General features: G+C 42.4%; 13 protein-coding genes. 4 read left to right on the top strand and 9 right to left on the bottom strand.

The features are described 5' to 3' along the window. The first annotated feature begins 194 nt into the window (after window positions 1-194). Window positions 195-1,820, top strand: coding sequence for a sensor histidine kinase (locus J7I42_RS08630; RefSeq protein WP_209138369.1), 1,626 nt, complete (start codon window positions 195-197; stop codon window positions 1,818-1,820). Between the two features lie 4 nt (window positions 1,821-1,824). On the opposite strand, the gene J7I42_RS08625 is transcribed toward J7I42_RS08630, so the two are convergent. Both J7I42_RS08625 and J7I42_RS08620 read right to left on the bottom strand, forming a co-directional pair. Beyond that, window positions 1,825-2,697, bottom strand: a complete 873-nt coding sequence (locus tag J7I42_RS08625) for an ABC transporter permease (protein WP_209138368.1) — start codon at window positions 2,695-2,697, stop codon at window positions 1,825-1,827. Then, complete coding sequence (locus J7I42_RS08620) at window positions 2,675-3,610, bottom strand: ABC transporter ATP-binding protein (protein ID WP_209138367.1); 936 nt, start codon at window positions 3,608-3,610, stop codon at window positions 2,675-2,677. The genes J7I42_RS08625 and J7I42_RS08620 overlap by 23 nt, the downstream gene beginning before the upstream one ends. A gap of 471 nt (window positions 3,611-4,081) precedes the next feature. On the opposite strand from J7I42_RS08620, the gene J7I42_RS08615 reads away from it, so the two are divergent. Then, window positions 4,082-5,494: an Ig-like domain-containing protein gene (locus J7I42_RS08615; RefSeq protein ID WP_209138366.1), complete on the top strand. Its 1,413-nt coding sequence runs from the start codon at window positions 4,082-4,084 to the stop codon at window positions 5,492-5,494. 49 nt (window positions 5,495-5,543) lie between these two features. Here the strand turns inward: J7I42_RS08615 and J7I42_RS08610 are convergent, their stop codons facing one another. From J7I42_RS08610 to J7I42_RS08590, 5 genes are all read right to left on the bottom strand, one after another. Continuing rightward, on the bottom strand, window positions 5,544-5,837 hold the full coding sequence (locus J7I42_RS08610; protein ID WP_209138365.1) for a winged helix-turn-helix domain-containing protein: 294 nt from the start codon (window positions 5,835-5,837) through the stop codon (window positions 5,544-5,546). Window positions 5,838-5,856: 19 nt separating this feature from the next. Further along, a complete protein-coding gene (locus J7I42_RS08605) occupies window positions 5,857-6,453 on the bottom strand; it encodes a hypothetical protein (RefSeq protein WP_209138364.1) in 597 nt (198 codons plus the stop codon). A 110-nt stretch (window positions 6,454-6,563) separates the two neighbouring features. Then, window positions 6,564-7,202 carry a hypothetical protein gene (locus J7I42_RS08600; protein ID WP_209138363.1) on the bottom strand — a complete coding sequence of 213 codons (639 nt, stop codon included), beginning with the start codon at window positions 7,200-7,202 and terminating at the stop codon, window positions 6,564-6,566. A 35-nt stretch (window positions 7,203-7,237) separates the two neighbouring features. Next, a complete protein-coding gene (locus J7I42_RS08595) occupies window positions 7,238-7,519 on the bottom strand; it encodes a 2TM domain-containing protein (protein ID WP_209138362.1) in 282 nt (93 codons plus the stop codon). Window positions 7,520-7,564: 45 nt separating this feature from the next. Further along, window positions 7,565-9,835 carry a TonB-dependent receptor gene (locus J7I42_RS08590; protein WP_209138361.1) on the bottom strand — a complete coding sequence of 757 codons (2,271 nt, stop codon included), beginning with the start codon at window positions 9,833-9,835 and terminating at the stop codon, window positions 7,565-7,567. A gap of 336 nt (window positions 9,836-10,171) precedes the next feature. On the opposite strand from J7I42_RS08590, the gene J7I42_RS08585 reads away from it, so the two are divergent. After that, window positions 10,172-10,423, top strand: coding sequence for a hypothetical protein (locus J7I42_RS08585; RefSeq protein WP_209138360.1), 252 nt, complete (start codon window positions 10,172-10,174; stop codon window positions 10,421-10,423). Window positions 10,424-10,638: 215 nt separating this feature from the next. After that, a complete protein-coding gene (locus J7I42_RS08580; protein ID WP_209138359.1) occupies window positions 10,639-13,020 on the top strand; it encodes a T9SS type A sorting domain-containing protein in 2,382 nt (793 codons plus the stop codon). A gap of 105 nt (window positions 13,021-13,125) precedes the next feature. Here the strand turns inward: J7I42_RS08580 and J7I42_RS08575 are convergent, their stop codons facing one another. Beyond that, window positions 13,126-14,439: a T9SS type A sorting domain-containing protein gene (locus tag J7I42_RS08575; protein ID WP_209138358.1), complete on the bottom strand. Its 1,314-nt coding sequence runs from the start codon at window positions 14,437-14,439 to the stop codon at window positions 13,126-13,128. A 1,491-nt stretch (window positions 14,440-15,930) separates the two neighbouring features. Next, window positions 15,931-17,511: a F0F1 ATP synthase subunit alpha gene (gene atpA / locus J7I42_RS08570; protein ID WP_209138357.1), complete on the bottom strand. Its 1,581-nt coding sequence runs from the start codon at window positions 17,509-17,511 to the stop codon at window positions 15,931-15,933. Window positions 17,512-17,543: the final 32 nt, after the last annotated feature.

The following is a 17,543-nucleotide window of genomic DNA, read 5'->3' as shown; positions in this document are numbered from 1 at the left end:
GTATGCCCGGAAGAAAGGTTGCTTTTCTTCCGGGTTTTATTTTTATTGTATGCTTTCAGGCATTCCTAAAAAATTACTATCTTTCCCTAACTGGCAGCCAACTTCGCTGCCGAGGCCCCGTTTAGTAGCACCATAATATTCCCTGGCTATCATTCAACCAATCATAATACGGGTAACAAAAACAAGGAATTATAATGAAGGGTGTTTCGCTTTTCAAATGGTTTAGAAATGTATCCATTGCCAAAAAATTATACTTCACTGTTGGCATTATGGCTACCCTCATCGCAATAGAACTAGGGGCATTGGTCTTTTCTATAAATACATTATCCTCTGTGCGGGCTTATGTAAGTGGTGAAGGTCTTTGGTCAAAGGCACAAAAGGATGCCATGTATCAATTATTACGGTACAGCCGTACACAAGACGAAGCCGATTTCGAGAAATTCAAGGAGTTTATGAAGGTCCCCAAAGGCGACCATAAGACATTGGTTGAGCTAAGCAAAAAAAAACCGGATATGGAAGTAGCCCGGCAGGGCTTTATAGAAGGCCGCAATCATAAAGACGATGTGGATGGCATGATCAAACTGTTCACCCGGTTCAATCGCATTTCCTACATTAACAAAGCCATTAAGGTTTGGTCTTCGGCCGATTCTTCGGTAGCAGAGTTTATCCCTATTGGTGAACAATTACACAAAGAGATCAATTCACCCAACCCTTCCCCTGAAAAGATCTCAGCGATCGTTCAGGCAATTGATCCTTTAAACGCGCGCCTCACGGTTCTGGAAGATGAGTTTTCTTATACCCTGGGTGAAGGGTCACGATGGCTGGAAAACCTGATATTACGATTATTGTTTTCGATTGCACTTACTGTTGAAATAACCGGATTAACGCTGGCTATTATTGTAAGCCGCAACATTCAAAAAGGATTGAACGAAATTTTGCAGTCGGCCAAAGCCGTCGCCAAAAATGATTTCGGCCGAAAAGCGCAGGCATTTTCTAAAGATGAGATCGGGATCCTGGCGAACAACTTTAACAATATGGCCGAAGAACTGGCCCGTGGTATTCGTGAAATAAAACGAATGGAACAAGAGATCAGGGAAGCCAATATAACCCTGGAGAAAAAGGTACATCAACGTACCGCTGAGCTGGAGATCAAGAATAAAGAACTGGAACAGTTTGCCTATGTGGCCTCACACGATCTGCAGGAACCATTGCGTACTACTTCGAGCTTTGTTGAACTCTTGCGCAAGCAATACCATGGCCGGTTAGATGAGCATGCAGACCGGTATATCAATTATGTGGTCCAGTCTTCTGACAGAATGAAAACCCTGATCAAAGACCTGCTCGATTACTCACGGATTGGCAGGGAAAAACAGTTTGAACCGGTTAATTGTGATCTGGTACTTGCAGAAGTACTGGCCGACCTCGCCAAAGTGATAAAGGAAAACCAGGCAGTGATCACAGCCGGTAATCTTCCGGTAGTGAACGCCTTTCAAACGGAATTAAAACTACTGTTTCAAAACCTGATCAGCAACTCCATTAAATTCCAAAAACAAGGTGTTGCGCCCCATATCGAGATCTCTACTACAAAAGAAAACGGGTACTGGCATTTTCAATTCAGCGACAATGGTATTGGCATCGATAAACAATACCAGCAACGCATTTTCATTATTTTCCAACGACTGCATAACCGCTCCCTATACGAGGGATCTGGCATAGGGCTGGCACATTGCAAAAAAATAGTGGAGCTGCATGGAGGGAAGATCTGGGTTGATTCGGAGATCACCAAAGGAAGCATCTTTCACTTTACAATAGCTGATTGATCTGTCACGACAATACATCTTTCTTTCTGAAGACGAACACTGTTGCCCCCACAAAGAATATTATATGAACTACCAGTATCAATGCAGACTTTAAGATCCCCGGCAGGTTCTGTATGCTTCCTAATTCAGCACTACCATTTGCCGATGCCTTAATATCAAAAAAGCCCTTCCATCCCAACATATGCGAGGTGAACAAATAGGGTTTCATTGACAGGAATAATGGCAGGTCCATGGTTGTGAGAATGGTACACACTATAACAATGCTCATAGCTGCTACAATTGGGCCTATGGAATTCTCCGCAAACAGCGATAGAAAGAAGGACAATGCAGCCACCGTTGTCATGGCAATGGCGGCAAACCCAAAAGCAGCGATGTAACGCCAGAACACATCAGACCCGGGAATTTGAATGATCACCTGGCTTTGAAACACCATCAGATCTCCTGCGCCAAATACCATCAATGAGATCAGCAACGATAAAAATGCCATCCACACCAACAGTAACAAGGTATAAATAGTGGATGCCAGAAACTTACTTATCAATAAAGTAGAACGGTTGATGGGTTTACTGATCAGTAACCGCAACGTGCCCATGTTGGCTTCTCCGGCTATCATATCGCCGCCCACCAGTGCAATCAATAACGGTACATGTATGAGCAGGGTTTGCAGGATAAAATAACAAACAAAATAGCCATTCAGCATTTTACCTTCCACATTAAACCGTTCAATGCTTTGCAGCATAAAGTTCACATAGGTTTTGCCATCGAGGTATAATGCCAGCTGTATTAACACTACAATGGCAGCAATGGCAACAAAAGCAATGTAAGTACGGGGCCGTTTAAATATCTTGAAAAGCTCAATTTGTAAAAGTGTCCACATGCCGGTTATCGGTTGTTAATGACAGAAAATACGATTCCAGGGAATTCTGCGGTTGCAGGGCCATAATACTGGCCCCGGCCTTAACCAGGTCGGCAGTTAATTCTGGCACTTGCTGTTTGTTCATTTGTAAAAGAATAACCGTATTGTTCTGTTCCTGCAAACAGGTGCTCCAACGGCTGTTTTGCAACCATGCCATTACCTGTTGGGGATTGGTCACTTCCAAATGCACCATGGTGCGAGCGGGATCAACCAGTTCAGCAACAGTTCCTTCCATTATTTTTTTGCCCTTGTCAATGATGAGCATGCGGTTGGCTATCAGTTCAATTTCATGCAACAGGTGCGAGGAAACCAGAATAGTTTTGCCCTGGTGCCGGCTTAAATGCAAAATCAAATTACGAATATCGGCTATACCTTGCGGATCTAACCCATTGGTGGGTTCATCAAGGATGATCAATTTGGGATCGTGAATAAGTGCAATAGCAATTCCCAAACGTTGTTTCATTCCCTGCGAATAAGTTCGCACCTTGCTGTTAGCCCGTTCGGTAAGCCCGACCTGCTCCAACTGTTCGTTCAATTTTTTTTGGGTAACCTTTACCCCACTCATTCTTGCAAACAGGGAAAGGTTTTCATAACCCGTAAGGTATTTATACAGATCAGGCTTTTCAATAACGGCCCCTATCTGTTGCAACACTTCCTTACGGTTGGCATGTAAGTTTTTACCAAACAATTCAATGGAGCCGGCTGTTGGTGCAATAAGGGTAAGCAGCATGCGAATGGTTGTTGATTTTCCGGCGCCATTCTGGCCCAGAAAACCATAAATATCGCCCGTGTTAACCGTAAATGAAATATCATTTACCGCCTTCACTTCGTGATATTGCTTACTTAAATTATCAACTTTTATGATCGCAGACATAAGCTATTAAACTGTACAAATTACAACGCGAAATGGTTCAACCCGTACAATATACCGCCGGGCAGGAATTATTAAGACCGATTTAACCAAAATATATTTTTATGGCAGATGCTATTGCAAAAGACAAAACCGTTAGTTACATTTGTAAGGTTCCTCTACATCCTCTGTAATTCCGTGACCCGCAGGAAACCCAAATTTTCTCCTGCAAAAAATTCCAAATATCTACATAAGCCGCTGACTATTTGAATGATAGCAGAGTTCAGAATAAAAAGTCGCTGGTTTTAAATCTACCGAATATCTGCCTTATAGTATAATTATCTCCAATTCCTACGTAATCTCCACTTAATTCGTAATAGCCTCCCCGTGATCGTTTGCATCCTTTAAAAATGCTTTTGCCTTTGAATACCCACAACGGATCTACTTGCATCCTGCCCTGGCGTATTTATTAACTAAACGCTGAAACTGTTCAAAATGAAGCGCATTTTTTGCTTACTAATAGTAGCCTGCCTGGTGGTCACCGGAATCAACGCCCAGGTTACTGAAAACTTCAACCCCCGCAACGGTGTTGCCCTCAACCAATTAAAAGGGTACTTACAAAGTCATTGCTGGATGATACCAGATTTTGAAATTACTGGCTTCAATACAGAAAATGACGGCTGGCTGGTGCCCGGTAGCGCCATCAGTGCCACTCAACGCACGGGCATTTACACCCCCTCGCTTGATATAAAGGATAATATCACCATATCCTTTAATTACCAGTTCAACCTGACTTTTGAAAAGGACACTCGCCGGTGGTTAAAATTATATTTAACCGATCCCAATAATATAGTTGTATGCCAGCTGGATAGTTTTGACTGCCCATCAGTAGCCCAGTCAATATACAGCTACAGCAAAACCTTCCAGCATTTACAACCGGGTATTTATAAAATATACCTGAACTATCAGGGCAGTGGTGGCACTACCCGAATTGCCATCGATCAACTGACGGTTTCAGCGCCACTGCATTATTCGGAAGGCTGCAACACCTCGCCTGTGGCAATAAATGATAATATTACCGGCTTACCTAACCATACAGCTACAGGCTTGGTAACCATAAATGACCGCGATGCCGACAACGACCGCCTCAATGCCTATTTGATCACTAATTCACGGGATGGTAAAGTCACCATGCGCGGCGACGGCAGCTTTACATTTATTCCAAACCCCGAATTCACCGGTCATTCCACCTCCTTTACCTATAAAGTGTGCGACAATGGGTATGGCCGTTTATGCTCACAGGATGCCACCGTTAAACTTGAATTCCCGGAAGAACCGGTTAGTTTGAGCGATTTCGCCGGTCTTTATAACGATGGCGGGCAGGTGCAATTAAAATGGGCCACTGGTTATGAGTTCAACAACGACCGGTTCGAAATAGAAAGAAGTCTCGATGGCCGCAAATGGTATACAGCCGGTACTGTAAAAACGCAGGGAACTTCTACTGACAGAAAAATATATTCATTCAATGATGAAGTGGGTAAGAACACGGCCTTGAAAAAAGACCTGTATTATCGCCTGAAGCAAATTGATGATGCTGGTAAAATAGCCACCAGCCGATTACTGGTTGTGCGGGTGTATAATACGCCCACGGTAAAAATGATGAGCGTTACGCCCAACCCTGCTAAAAAAGATATTTCAATAACCACGCAATTGAATGAAAGCAGCTTTGTTGCATTGAAGATATTAAACGCCGATGGCGCCATTGTAATGAATAAAACCTCAAAAGCCGAAGCAGGCGCCAGCAATTTTATTATGGAAGGAAGCAGTCATTTGCAGCCGGGTGCTTATATGCTGGATGTTACTGTTAATAGTAAAGAGCGGATGTTGGTTAAACTGATCAAGGAATAATTTGAGTTTCACAGGTAAGGATGCCCCCGCTTTTACCCAAAAGTGGGGGTTATTTTTTTACCCCCAGGTACGACTGCAGGTTTTTTACATATTCCTCAAAAGCTGTAACGCCCACAGGTGTTATTTTACACATGGTTTGCGGGTAATTGTCTTTGAATTGCTTCACTACTTCTATATAACCAGCCTCTTTCAACTTATTTATCTGTACACTCAGGTTACCGGCTGTTGCGTTTGTCTTTTCACGTATAAATGTAAACTCGGCCTCCTTCACACTAATGAGAAGTGAAACAACCGCCAGGCGCAGTTGGGAATGTAGTATTGGATCCAGATCTTTAAACTCCATTTGCAATGGCTTTCACTTATTAAGGATTTGTCTTTTTATATTTCAGCCTTAATAAATACCCGGGCATAATCCAGGCCACTACCATAGCTGCTGATACCAGCAGCAAATGATATTCCACAGGTATTACCGCGGTTAATAACGACAGCCCCCAGCAACCAATGCCACCCCACATTAGTGGTTTAAACCGCAGAATGACACCTGACAAAAAAGTAGGCATGCCATATATAACCAAAAAGATAGGATCAATCAATTTATAATACTCTTTGCCCTGAATGGTACCAATAAGGACCGCTGCCAGGAACATGATGATTATAAATGTGATCCATACGTATTTAACTATATCATCAGTATAGGTACGTACTCTTTGCTTTTGCCGCTTCCTTCGTAGAAAAAATATTTGAAAGATCACCGCGGCCCAGGTAAGCGTCCAAACCAGGTAATGCTTTTCAAATCGAATACGTAATAAAAAGAATTCCGTCACGCTGCAAATCAGCACCACCCATCCCCATAACAAATACAAAAAACCGTCCTCGTTAAAACGGTTCGTTGCCTTATTGATCATGGATTCAATAAGTGCTAAACTTTCAGTGTGCGAAAAATTGGATTCTTTTTCCATAAACATGGCTCTTTATTAAATGTTCGAACGGCGAAGCCAGCCGCATGGTTATTTATCGAAAATGAGATTGTTCACGCATTACTTTACAGGCAATGCGTGAACAACACAAATTATTTACAAGTGGCCAGCGTTTTTTCTACCTGTCCTTTACCCCACTTAGGTGCAATATCGGAAGCTGGCTTGAATGTTTCATATTTTTTCAATGCTTCTTCCAGTACAGGTTTGGCTGTAGCACATCCGCCACCAAACTGCTCAGGCGTATTGCGCAGGTTTTGTCCCTGTAAGTAATAAGGTCTTGGGTTTGAGGGATCCTGCTTTTTTGCATTGTCCAACTCTGTTTGAATAACAGGGCCGTATTCCTGCCAGCGGTTTTGTGGATTTACCAGCATATGCAGGGTAGCTATCAAACATTTAACACAGCTTATTTCAGAGTTATTAGGCTGCAGGGCATCTGCCTTTTTCAAAAGGTCATCTGCTTTGTTTGCATAGGCATCAGCCTGGCTCATGTCGTTTTTCATGAACGCATATAAGACCTGGCTTAACGAGGCATAGTAATACGGAAGCCATTGTGTTTTTTCAGCATCGGCAATACGTTCAAAAGCGGCTGAAGAAGCCAGCATATCGTCGGCAGTTTTAGCTGAGTCAAATGTTGCAATAGTGGTGGTCATTGCCTTGGTAAATTTTTCGCTTTGTGCTATCCCCTGGGATACGATCACAATCGAAAGAAGGATAAAAAATAATTGCTTCATGATGGTTGATTTTATTATTTATGGTGTTCTTTTTTTTACCGGTTCGCCTGCTGTTGCAGTTTTGCATATTCCCGTTCCACACTACTGTCCTTATCTATAAAAACATAGGCTTTTAAAAAATGGTACAGCAGGCTAATTCCCCACCCTGCCGTTGACCAAAATGGCCAGGGATATCCCATATTGCCTTGATTAAGGCCGGTAAATAACCATATACCCCAAAAGAAACAGTTCATTCCAATATAAGCTATCAGGTTATATTTAAACTTCACCCTGCGTTGGGCTATTTCCCACATTTGAGGGTCTTTTGTATTTTCCATGTGACTGGTATTTTATGAATTATTATAACTGGTTAATAGTTGCTGTTATAAATTACTATTAATGACATCATCGCTTCTGTCAACACCAAAACTCAGGAAACAACCAAGAAAGTAAAATCGCCGGGCCGTAGGCAAAATAGGATCTTTCCGCAACCCGTTGTAAGAATAATTATACCCAAATACCTGGTCGCTGCCCAATACATTGTTTACTGAGAAAACCCACACTATAAAATTTTTGGATTTGGTATTCCCAATAGTGGGCAGGTAATTGACACTAAAGCTTAGATTGTTATAGGAAATTGTTTTTCCCTGGTCGGCAATCTGAAACTTTCCGGCATTGTTGCTGTACCGGATATTATAATATGGGCGTCCGGTTGCAAATGTATAGGAGCCGTTGAACTGGGTCTTTATTTTGGTGACAAATTTCTTCACTACCACGCTGGCCGTATGGTTGGCCGCAAAGTTTGGCTGAATAGCATAGGGGTAATTCAGGTAATCCCTCTTTGTATCCAAATAAGAATAAGAGATCCAGTAATCAACATTCTTCAATGTTTTACGATCGCGCCAGAAGAGTTCAATTCCTTTGGCATCGCCATACCCCCCATTGCCTACGCTGTCAATAATGCCGGCATTACTGGTGCCGTAGGTTTTTATCAGGTTTTCATATTTCTTATAATAGCCTTCAATACGCAAAGTATAATCCCTGCTTACCCGTTGATAGTTGGCAATGTAATGGGTAGCTTTTGTATACAGCAGGTTATTATAGGCATAACCGCGGAGGTAATAATCCTTTTCGGGTTTTTGATAAAATATGCCATAGGCCAGTGAAGCCTGGGCTTTGTTACCTACTTTATAGGCCAGTGAGATCCGGGGCACCACATTTGTTTTTTCAAGCTGTGAACTATGCTCAAAGCGGCCACCGAATTTAGCAGCCAGGTCATTGGTAATATATAGGTCCGCCTCTGCAAATGCAGCCTTGAAGTGATCATCTGCGGCCGTAATGCCATTAGTTACATACTGGTTGCTGTATTTATTCTTGTCAGTAAAATACATGTACTCGCCACCAAAACGAATAGCGCTTAAACCGTACAGGCGTCTTTCCAGCACTGTTTTTAGCTGGGCCAGTTCACCATCGGTCCTAACCTGAAAACTTTTGGTATCATAGGGTTCCAAATTCATATTTAACGGGTCATTGTGCTGGTCCTGCAGTTCATTCCCTATTTTATCGGTATTGTTACTGTAGGAAGCCCCCATGTATAAATGCCATTTTTTGCCAATCTTTTCTTTCCACGACAAATTACCATACACATTAAAGTTAGTAAGCCTGAAAGCATTTTTCAATTCCAGGGAATCAATATCGGCTCTGCGCAATCCCAACTGATTATAATTAAAATACCCATAAAACTTCAGCATACCTGTTTTGGAAGTTTTTATTCTGAAGTTGGCCTCGCCGTTATGAAACGCTGGTATTTTAAAGTTATCCGGGCGTTGTTTGATCACTGCGAAATAAGCAGCGAGATTAGTATAACTATAATTTATGCCCCAGCTGGAATTTTTCTTTTTTGACAATTGCTGAAACCCGGCATTTAATCCTACAGTAGAAATGCCTACACTGGCCGAAGACTGATCGGGCAAGTCAACAGATTCCAGGATCAAAGCAGAAGAAAGGGCCTGGCCATATAAAGCGGAATAGCCCCCAGCACTGAAAACCGTTCCTTTAAAAATAAAGGGGGAAAAACGGCCACGCTGGGCAATATCGGGCACACTACTGAAAAAGAAATTGTTAACCAGGGTACCGTCAATAAACACTTTTGTTTCCTGCGCGGTACCACCCCTAACAAACAATCCTTCGCTCTCCCCTACCTGCTGGGCGCCAGGTAATGTTTTTATAGCACTGGTGATATCTGCATTGGCGCTGGCGGTGGTCACAATATCAATAGAGTTTAAAACTGTGGTTCGTTTTGTATCGCTGGCCTCAAAGGAACCGGCCGTAATGGTAACTGCCGTTAATTCATTGGGTTCTTGTTTCAATACTACTTCAAAATGCAGGGTAGCGCCTGAAATGGTTATTTTTTGTTCCTGTAGTTTATAACCGATGGAGGTGGCCAGTAAGACCTGTTCGCCTTTTTCAGTTGTTTTAAAATGATAGGCGCCTAACGAATCAGTAGTGGCGCCATCATAAGTATCTTTTAAAGAAATGCTGGCCCCCTGGATGGGATGGCCTTTACCATCTTTTACTTTTCCGGAAATGACGGTTTGAGCTGAACCTGCCAGAAAGGATAAGAGCAAAATAAGCAGTGGCAAAAGCGGTAGCATGGGTGGTTTAATTTATACTCAAACGTAAACCAGTTTATACAATAAACCAAATTATTTTTATAAGTTTTCCACATTTGTCCTAAAAAAGGAATAACACATATTTTATATTATTTGCTTGATTGTTAGTATCTTGCACCAATCTACGTACATAGGTGTTTTATACACAATTCATTATGAATTGATTTATATCATTTTTTGTAGTAATTATAATACACATATGTTATCCCTATTTTGGGTACAGGTTTACCTGTAAAATATCGATAGGGGTTTTGCGTTGTACGATTGGCGAAAAATGGCTAACTATCGCCTTTAAATGTTATATCCGTATTGAAAACAATGAAAAGGATCGAAACTCCTTTACAAGCGTCTATTCTTTTAGATGCATTTAACTGCCCAATTACCTTAACCGGTAATATTGCACTGCAGGTACAATCACCCCAATGGTTGCGGGTTAAGTATACCTGTATAACCAACCCTTCATTGTTGTTAGCATCTTTCTTTTCTGTTTTCAGTTTTACCGGATATAATCACTTAATGAAAAAGAGTAGCGGCGTAAGAACCAGTGCTTATTTGAAACCTATTGACTAAAAGGAAAACCTATAGACTGAACTGAACACGTTTTGATTGATACATTTACTATAGATAACAATTTAAAACAGCGGCAAAATGAAACTAAATGAGTAACAAAATCGTATAAATAAAATCGTTTTTAGGGTTATAACCGATGAAACAGAACGAGGCCTGTTTCCTGGCTATGACGTCTGAATTTAATTCGAAAACTTTCATGTGTAAATCCGGAACCTATGAATTTTAAATTCTACCCTTTGAGAGCGCTGCTCTTAGCCTTATTGTTTTTGGGCTTTAAGGCAAGCACGCAGGCGCAGTTGAAAATGTTAAAAGAAGTGAAAAACTTCACAACAGGTGGCGATGGTACTACAGCAAATTCAGGTGATGTGTTGATTTATACCATCACGATCACGAACCTGGGTACAACACAAAACTACATCGCTTCAAAACTGTACGACAACATACCACCAGGTGTGGTGTATGTTACTGGTTCAACCACTTTAAACGGTTCTGCAGTAACCGATAAATCCGGCGGTGTAATGCCCTATGCCGGCACTGGGGGTGCAATTAATGCGCCATCTTATGCCCCGGGTATTATAAACCCCCTCGGATCGGCAATAGTTAAATTCCGTGTAACAGTAACCGGGAATGGCGGTAGTATTTTCAACAATGCTACCATCGATGCTACTCAGGGTACTACTTCAACCATCCAGGCTACCAACACAGTGTATACAAACATCATTAAAGATGCCGGTTGTAACATTGTTTACCAAATGTCTACGTCTGATGTGAATCCTAACCAGGGTTATGGCAATGTGTACGCCTTCTTACGTACAGTGGATACAACAAACGGACAGGGTGGCCCTATTATTTATGATGGTTTCAATGGTGATCAGATGGAAGCGATAAGCAATAAAGTAATAGACGTTTATACTGATCAATTTCTGGAACATTCTGCGGCAATCGCTTATGACAAGTCCAGACAACGGATCTATTTCGTTAATAACCAGTCTTACGCATTATTGTCTTATATAGACATGAGCCAAAACCCTGCGGTAGCATATAGATACAAAAGTACCCAGCTGGAAAACAGTGGCAACACCATTAACCGTATGGGTATGGGTTCTGATGGCTATTGCTATGCGCTTACCAATAATGCAGATGATCTGATCAAGTTTACGTTCGATGCTTCAAATAATCCGGTAATTACCAGAATGGGCTCCCTGATCAATGCTACCACTAACACAACCAGTGTGTTGGGTGAAGTAGGTGGTGACCTTTTTGCGGATGGTTCGGGAAAGATGTACCTGATCTGTAATTCGGGTAACATGTATAAGATCAATCCAACTACAAGAGTAGCTACATATATGGGTGCAATAAAGGTAAATGGTTTTCCCGTTAAACAGCCACCAGATCCCAATGCCTTTACTCCACAGTCCCTGGCTATTGATCTATTTGGAAACGTATACATCAATGGAAAGAAGAATGAGGTACTTAAGCTGAACCTCCAAACCATGAATGCAGTACCACTTAACGCAACCGCCAGTGGCGTTTATACATCCGGTGACTATACTACCTGTGCCTTCCCGGTACTGAGCAGCTCTATCATTGCAGATAAAACTTATACAGATATTGATGGCGACGGTACAATTAACGGTGGCGATACGGTTGAATATAAAATTACCGTTACAAATATTGGTAACGTGAACGCGGCAGGGGTATATATGTACGATTATATTCCACCATCCACCACGTATATTAAAAATACAACCAAGATGAATGGGGTAGCCGTAGCAGACAAAAGCGGCGGTACCATGCCATTTGCAGTTACCGGTAACCCTAATGGCGCATTGGTAAACACATTGGGTCAGGCGGCAGGTATTGTTCTTCCAAACCCAGGTAACGCAGCCGTAGTTACGTTCCGGGTTAAAACAGAACCTAACAAACAGGTTTGTAACCAGTCGAAGATCACGCTGACCGATGCCGATGGTAACATTATGTTCGTTAACTCGAGCGATCCTACCAACGTTGGTCAAACACCTACCTGCTTTTATTCAGATGGTGTACTGCCTTTGCTGAACCTTAAATTTAAAGGCAGCCTGCAGGATCAAAGATCAGTATTGAACTGGAGCATGAATGGCGATCAGGGTGTGGGAACTTATGAAGTTGAATATTCTGAAAACGGCACTTCCTTCACCAAAGCTGGTACCGTTGTGGCGAAAGAAAATTCCAACGTAACCAATAACTACCAGTTCACTGATATTGACCATACATTCTCTACTACTCGTTACTATCGCCTGAAGATTAACCAAAAAGGTGGAACCATCAATTATTCAGGTATTATCAGGCTTGATATTAATGAACTGGATGTAGAAGCGTTGCCTAATCCGTTCGATCGTGATATAAACGTTCAAATTCAGTTGAAAACCGCTGAACAGGTTCGCATCCGTTTGGTTGATTTCTCAGGAAGAGAAGTGTATAGCACTTCTGAGCAATTAGGCATCGGAAGCCAATCACTCAGTATCCGCGTCCCTGCAGGCCTTGCAAAAGGTATGTATATGCTGGATATCAGAGCTGGAAAAAGCATGCTTTTCCAGAAAAAGCTGTTGAAGAATTAATAAGCTCCAAAAGCAGCATAAACTTAAAGTCCGAAAGCAGCGCTGCTTTCGGACTTCTTTTTTACCGTAACGTCTATCGGCTGCCACCAGCCACCCCCACTGTGCCTATTTCGCTTTAATAAATCGTTGCTGGGCCGATTCCAATCCATTCAACACCCGCACTGTATACAACCCAGGCTTTAAATCATTGACGCTAATGCTTTCTGTTTGGCTTGCCCTGGATTTACTTATCTGCATTACGCTTTGGCCGTTTGCATTTACCACCTGGATAAACACTGCCTTATCCTGCCAGCCGCTGGCCAGTGTTATCCTGAGATCGTTTACCACGGGGTTGGGATATACAGTTATGTTTTGGGCTGTCTTGTCTTCTGTAAGTCTGATTATCCGAACATCAGATTGTTGGTAATGTCCATCCAGGTCAACCATTTTAAGGCGGTAATAAACAAGTCCTGAAGGGCTATTTTTCAGGTCGTCTTTAAAGGAGTATTCCCTGCGGCTGTTACTATTGCCATCTGTAAACAACACACCAGCATCGGAATAATCTTTTCCATTCGCGCTTTTTTCAACTATAAAATGGCTGAAATCCCTTTCCATATCGGTGCTCCAGTTCAGGACTACCTGATTGCCGGTCTTTTTTGCAGTAAACGAATTGAGCAATACCGGCAGCGAGCCTTGTACCGGGGCGGTGTAATTAAACGATTTGAACCAGAAGGCATACATGCGTTCAGTTGAGATGTCATTGTCGCTGCTATGCCCGCCAGCCCTGATGTTGAACTTACTTTTATTTGTGAACCTGGCCGTGGCCATTACATTGGTAGCTGTAGTATCAATGTTATTATACTGTGTAAGGGGCCCGGAGAATTTTTTACCGGTAAGCGTGAGCACACTTAAGATATTTTCCAGGATGTCTAATACCTGTAAGGAGGTGCGCCGCTCAGTGGTATAGGAATCCAATCCGTAGAGTGAGATCCATTCATATATGTTATCCCCATCACCATCTATATCGATGGCGGTAAGGTCCATACTTGAAATAGCAACAGGTGTATTGTCTTTTGAGGAAACGAATGAGACCTCGAATTCCATCCACCAATCCTTTTCACTGCCATGGGCCGATTTGTTCTTGTATTCAATCTGGGGTTGGAAAGCCTTATCCCAACCAGTACTTTCCAAATCGATGGCTGTTAGTTTAACGCCCGCTGAAGAGCGGCCATTGATCCTTATATAACCATCTACATCCTTTGTAACATTGGGGAATTTGTATACAGCACCATCTTCGCCTTCTCTTCCCGATACTTTTTTTCCATCTTTAAATTCCAGTCCCTGAGCCAGCGTAAACACTGGCAACATCAGCAGGACCATCACGGTTATGACCGCGCTTCGCCAAGCCTTTTTTTTGAGGTTGAAGTAAAATTTGACCATCACATACATTTTAAAATTGTTACGGAATAGGGCGCCATTCCAGGGCGCACAATAGAAATCTATGCGACAATACAGTCAGCAACCTGTAGGCAACAGGCAGCCGCGTGTTATCGTTTTAAACACATATCAGGTAAAACAGTGCAAGTAAACAGGCTCTCCAGCAAAGAATAGGTCCTGGTTACTCAGGCGTAATTTGATATCGGAGCTAAAGAAAGGAAATGGGATTTTGTCAATCACTGACAGGGGCTAGTGAAGAAAAAGGGAGTTTTAAAAAACCATCCCGTAGAAACGGGACGGTGTTGTTGATCGTACCCTTTAAAATAAAAACTTTATAGTAAGTTTCAAGGAACAAGACGCAAGGCATAGGGGCCGCGGTGTTGAACCTTCTCATAATTTCTTAATCTCAAATTATTTTTAGAACCGGCCGTACAGGCTCCTGGTCCCAGGGTCGTTTAAAAAAATCCCTCCCGTAGAAACGGGACGGTGTTGTTGATCGTACCCTTTAAAATAAACTCTTTATATAAGCTGCCAGGCGGTTGCGCAAAGCAGTGATAAAATGCTTACTGAAATAATCCGTAAAAGCTACAGTGGTTAAACTACAGCACCAGTAACAGGCGCTTTCAGATGATTGAATTTCGTTTGAGGTATTCTGATAGGAATGGAAAGCTTTAAAAAACCATCCCGTAGAAACGGGACGGTGTTGTTGATCGTACCCTTTAAAATAAACTCTTTAATCTTTTTCGCTAGTTATTCGCACGATCTGAATTCATTTATCGGGGTACTTTATACATACATAACACTTATTACAATTTTCCAATACTATCCGTTGCGTCAAACCCTCCTACCTCATTGATTTGCAATCATTATTTTATTCCTTTTCACAGTTTTCACCATGCACGCCGCTATTATAATACGTTGTTGGCACGCCCCCCGTTGGGTAGACATACGCACAATAATGCTAATTGACCGCTGTTATGGTCTATGTTAAAACAGGTTAAACCAGTATTTGTAAGGCCTTTATTGGCTGGTATTGAAGCCCCTGGAGTAAATGAGGACAAACATGCAGAAGTAGATAGAACCAGTGCAACAACCAGTTGATTGATCACTGAATTAACTCCAATACATATGTGTTTCAAAAGGTACATGTTTGTACAGATACGTTTTTAAGGGACCGGAATACAGTAAATCACAGGAGAATAGGAAAATTAATTGGTCGTTTTCACAGAAAATTGGGGGAAACTAAATTTCGAAGTAACGGTACGGTTCTAAAAAGGAGATTGGGTAAGAATGTGGATCAGTGTTTCTGATCTGGTACAAATATCTAAACTCAAATTCGATTATGCAATAGTAATATTACTTTTTTGCATTTTTTTTTACGATTGGGGAAAACCGTTAAACGGCAAACGGCAGTTGTGAGTTGTGAGACCCGTTCCAAAAACAAAGAGCCATCCGTTAAACGGATGGCTCTTATATATCGTATAACAATATGTGTTATGCTTTGTACTGAGGGATCAGGGTGTTAGCCAGATTAACCATTTTCTTAATGCCATCATCAGGTAAGTTACCTTTCTTGAATTCGGCCAGTACATCAGAAAGTTTGTTTTCCATTTCCATTTGGAAGTGTTCTTCAAACTCCTTCATTTTCTTCACAGGTACTTCGCGCAATAAACCATTTGTACCCAGATAAATGATAGCTACCTGTTTTTCCACTGCAAATGGCGTGTACTGTGCTTGTTTCAGGATCTCCACGTTACGGGCACCTTTATCAATTACCAGTTTAGTAGCAGGATCAAGGTCACCACCGAATTTAGAGAAAGCCTCCATTTCACGGTAAAGCGCCTGGTCGAGTTTCAACGTACCAGCTACCTTTTTCATTGATTTGATCTGTGCGTTACCACCCACACGGCTCACAGAGATACCTACGTTAATGGCCGGACGAATACCTGCGTTGAACAGGTTCGACTCAAGGAATATCTGACCATCGGTGATCGAGATCACGTTTGTAGGAATGTAAGCAGATACGTCACCCGCTTGTGTTTCAATGATTGGTAAGGCAGTTAATGAACCACCACCTTTTACCAGGTGCTTAATTGAATCTGGTAAATCATTCATGTTCTTTGCCACGCCATCATCGCTGATAACTTTCGCAGCACGCTCGAGCAAACGGCTGTGCAGGTAGAATACGTCACCAGGATAAGCTTCACGGCCAGGAGGACGACGAAGCAACAGAGATACTTCACGGTAGGCTACGGCCTGTTTTGACAGATCATCAAAAATGATCAGGGCAGGACGTCCGGTATCACGGAAGAACTCACCGATGGCAGCACCAGCGAAAGGCGCATAGAACTGTAACGGAGCGGGCTCAGAAGCTGAAGCCGCAACGATAGTTGTATAGGCCATAGCGCCATTGTCTTCCAGGGTCTTCATCACACCAGCGATGGTTGATGCCTTTTGACCGATGGCAACATATATACAATACACCGGTTTACCGGCAGCGTAAAATTCTTTCTGATTGATAATGGTATCGATAGCGATAGCTGTTTTACCGGTTTGGCGGTCACCGATGATCAGCTCACGTTGACCGCGGCCGATGGGGATCATCGCGTCAATCGCTTTCAAACCTGTTTGCAGTGGCTCTTTTACTGGCTCACGATAAATTACACCAGGGGCTTTACGCTCCAGGGGCATTTCGTATTTGTCGCCAGCAAGGGGGCCTTTACCATCAATTGGTTCGCCCAATGTATTTACCACGCGGCCCAGCATACCTTCGCCTACGTTAATAGACGCGATCTTACCGGTACGGCGTACTTTAGCACCTTCTTTAATATCACCGCTTTCACCCATCAATACCACACCCACGTTGTCTTCTTCCAGGTTCAGGGCAATTGCACGAACGCCATTCTCAAACTCAACGAGTTCACCAGCACGTACATTGTTTAAACCGTATACGCGGGCAATACCATCACCCACTTGCAATACAGTACCCACTTCTTCCAGGTCGGCAGCTGCGTTAAAGTTGCTCAATTGCTGACGCAATATCGCAGATATCTCATCGGGTTTTATCTCTACCATATATAACCGTTTATGATTTTTTGTGTGTTAGA

This window comes from Niastella soli, assembly GCF_017742245.1.
GTDB classification, from domain to species: Bacteria; Bacteroidota; Bacteroidia; order Chitinophagales; family Chitinophagaceae; genus Niastella; species Niastella soli.
The sequence above is the reverse complement of the archived record's forward strand: the minus strand, read 5'-3'. Positions and strand labels throughout refer to the sequence as shown.

Coding starts and splice junctions, on each gene's coding strand:
- J7I42_RS08630 (WP_209138369.1), top strand. CDS start 195: ATGAAGGGTGTTTCGCTTTTCAAATGGTTTAGAAATGTATCCATTGCC.
- J7I42_RS08625 (WP_209138368.1), bottom strand. CDS start 2,697: ATGTGGACACTTTTACAAATTGAGCTTTTCAAGATATTTAAACGGCCC.
- J7I42_RS08620 (WP_209138367.1), bottom strand. CDS start 3,610: ATGTCTGCGATCATAAAAGTTGATAATTTAAGTAAGCAATATCACGAA.
- J7I42_RS08615 (WP_209138366.1), top strand. CDS start 4,082: ATGAAGCGCATTTTTTGCTTACTAATAGTAGCCTGCCTGGTGGTCACC.
- J7I42_RS08610 (WP_209138365.1), bottom strand. CDS start 5,837: ATGGAGTTTAAAGATCTGGATCCAATACTACATTCCCAACTGCGCCTG.
- J7I42_RS08605 (WP_209138364.1), bottom strand. CDS start 6,453: ATGGAAAAAGAATCCAATTTTTCGCACACTGAAAGTTTAGCACTTATT.
- J7I42_RS08600 (WP_209138363.1), bottom strand. CDS start 7,202: ATGAAGCAATTATTTTTTATCCTTCTTTCGATTGTGATCGTATCCCAG.
- J7I42_RS08595 (WP_209138362.1), bottom strand. CDS start 7,519: ATGGAAAATACAAAAGACCCTCAAATGTGGGAAATAGCCCAACGCAGG.
- J7I42_RS08590 (WP_209138361.1), bottom strand. CDS start 9,835: ATGCTACCGCTTTTGCCACTGCTTATTTTGCTCTTATCCTTTCTGGCA.
- J7I42_RS08585 (WP_209138360.1), top strand. CDS start 10,172: ATGAAAAGGATCGAAACTCCTTTACAAGCGTCTATTCTTTTAGATGCA.
- J7I42_RS08580 (WP_209138359.1), top strand. CDS start 10,639: ATGAATTTTAAATTCTACCCTTTGAGAGCGCTGCTCTTAGCCTTATTG.
- J7I42_RS08575 (WP_209138358.1), bottom strand. CDS start 14,439: ATGGTCAAATTTTACTTCAACCTCAAAAAAAAGGCTTGGCGAAGCGCG.
- atpA (WP_209138357.1), bottom strand. CDS start 17,511: ATGGTAGAGATAAAACCCGATGAGATATCTGCGATATTGCGTCAGCAA.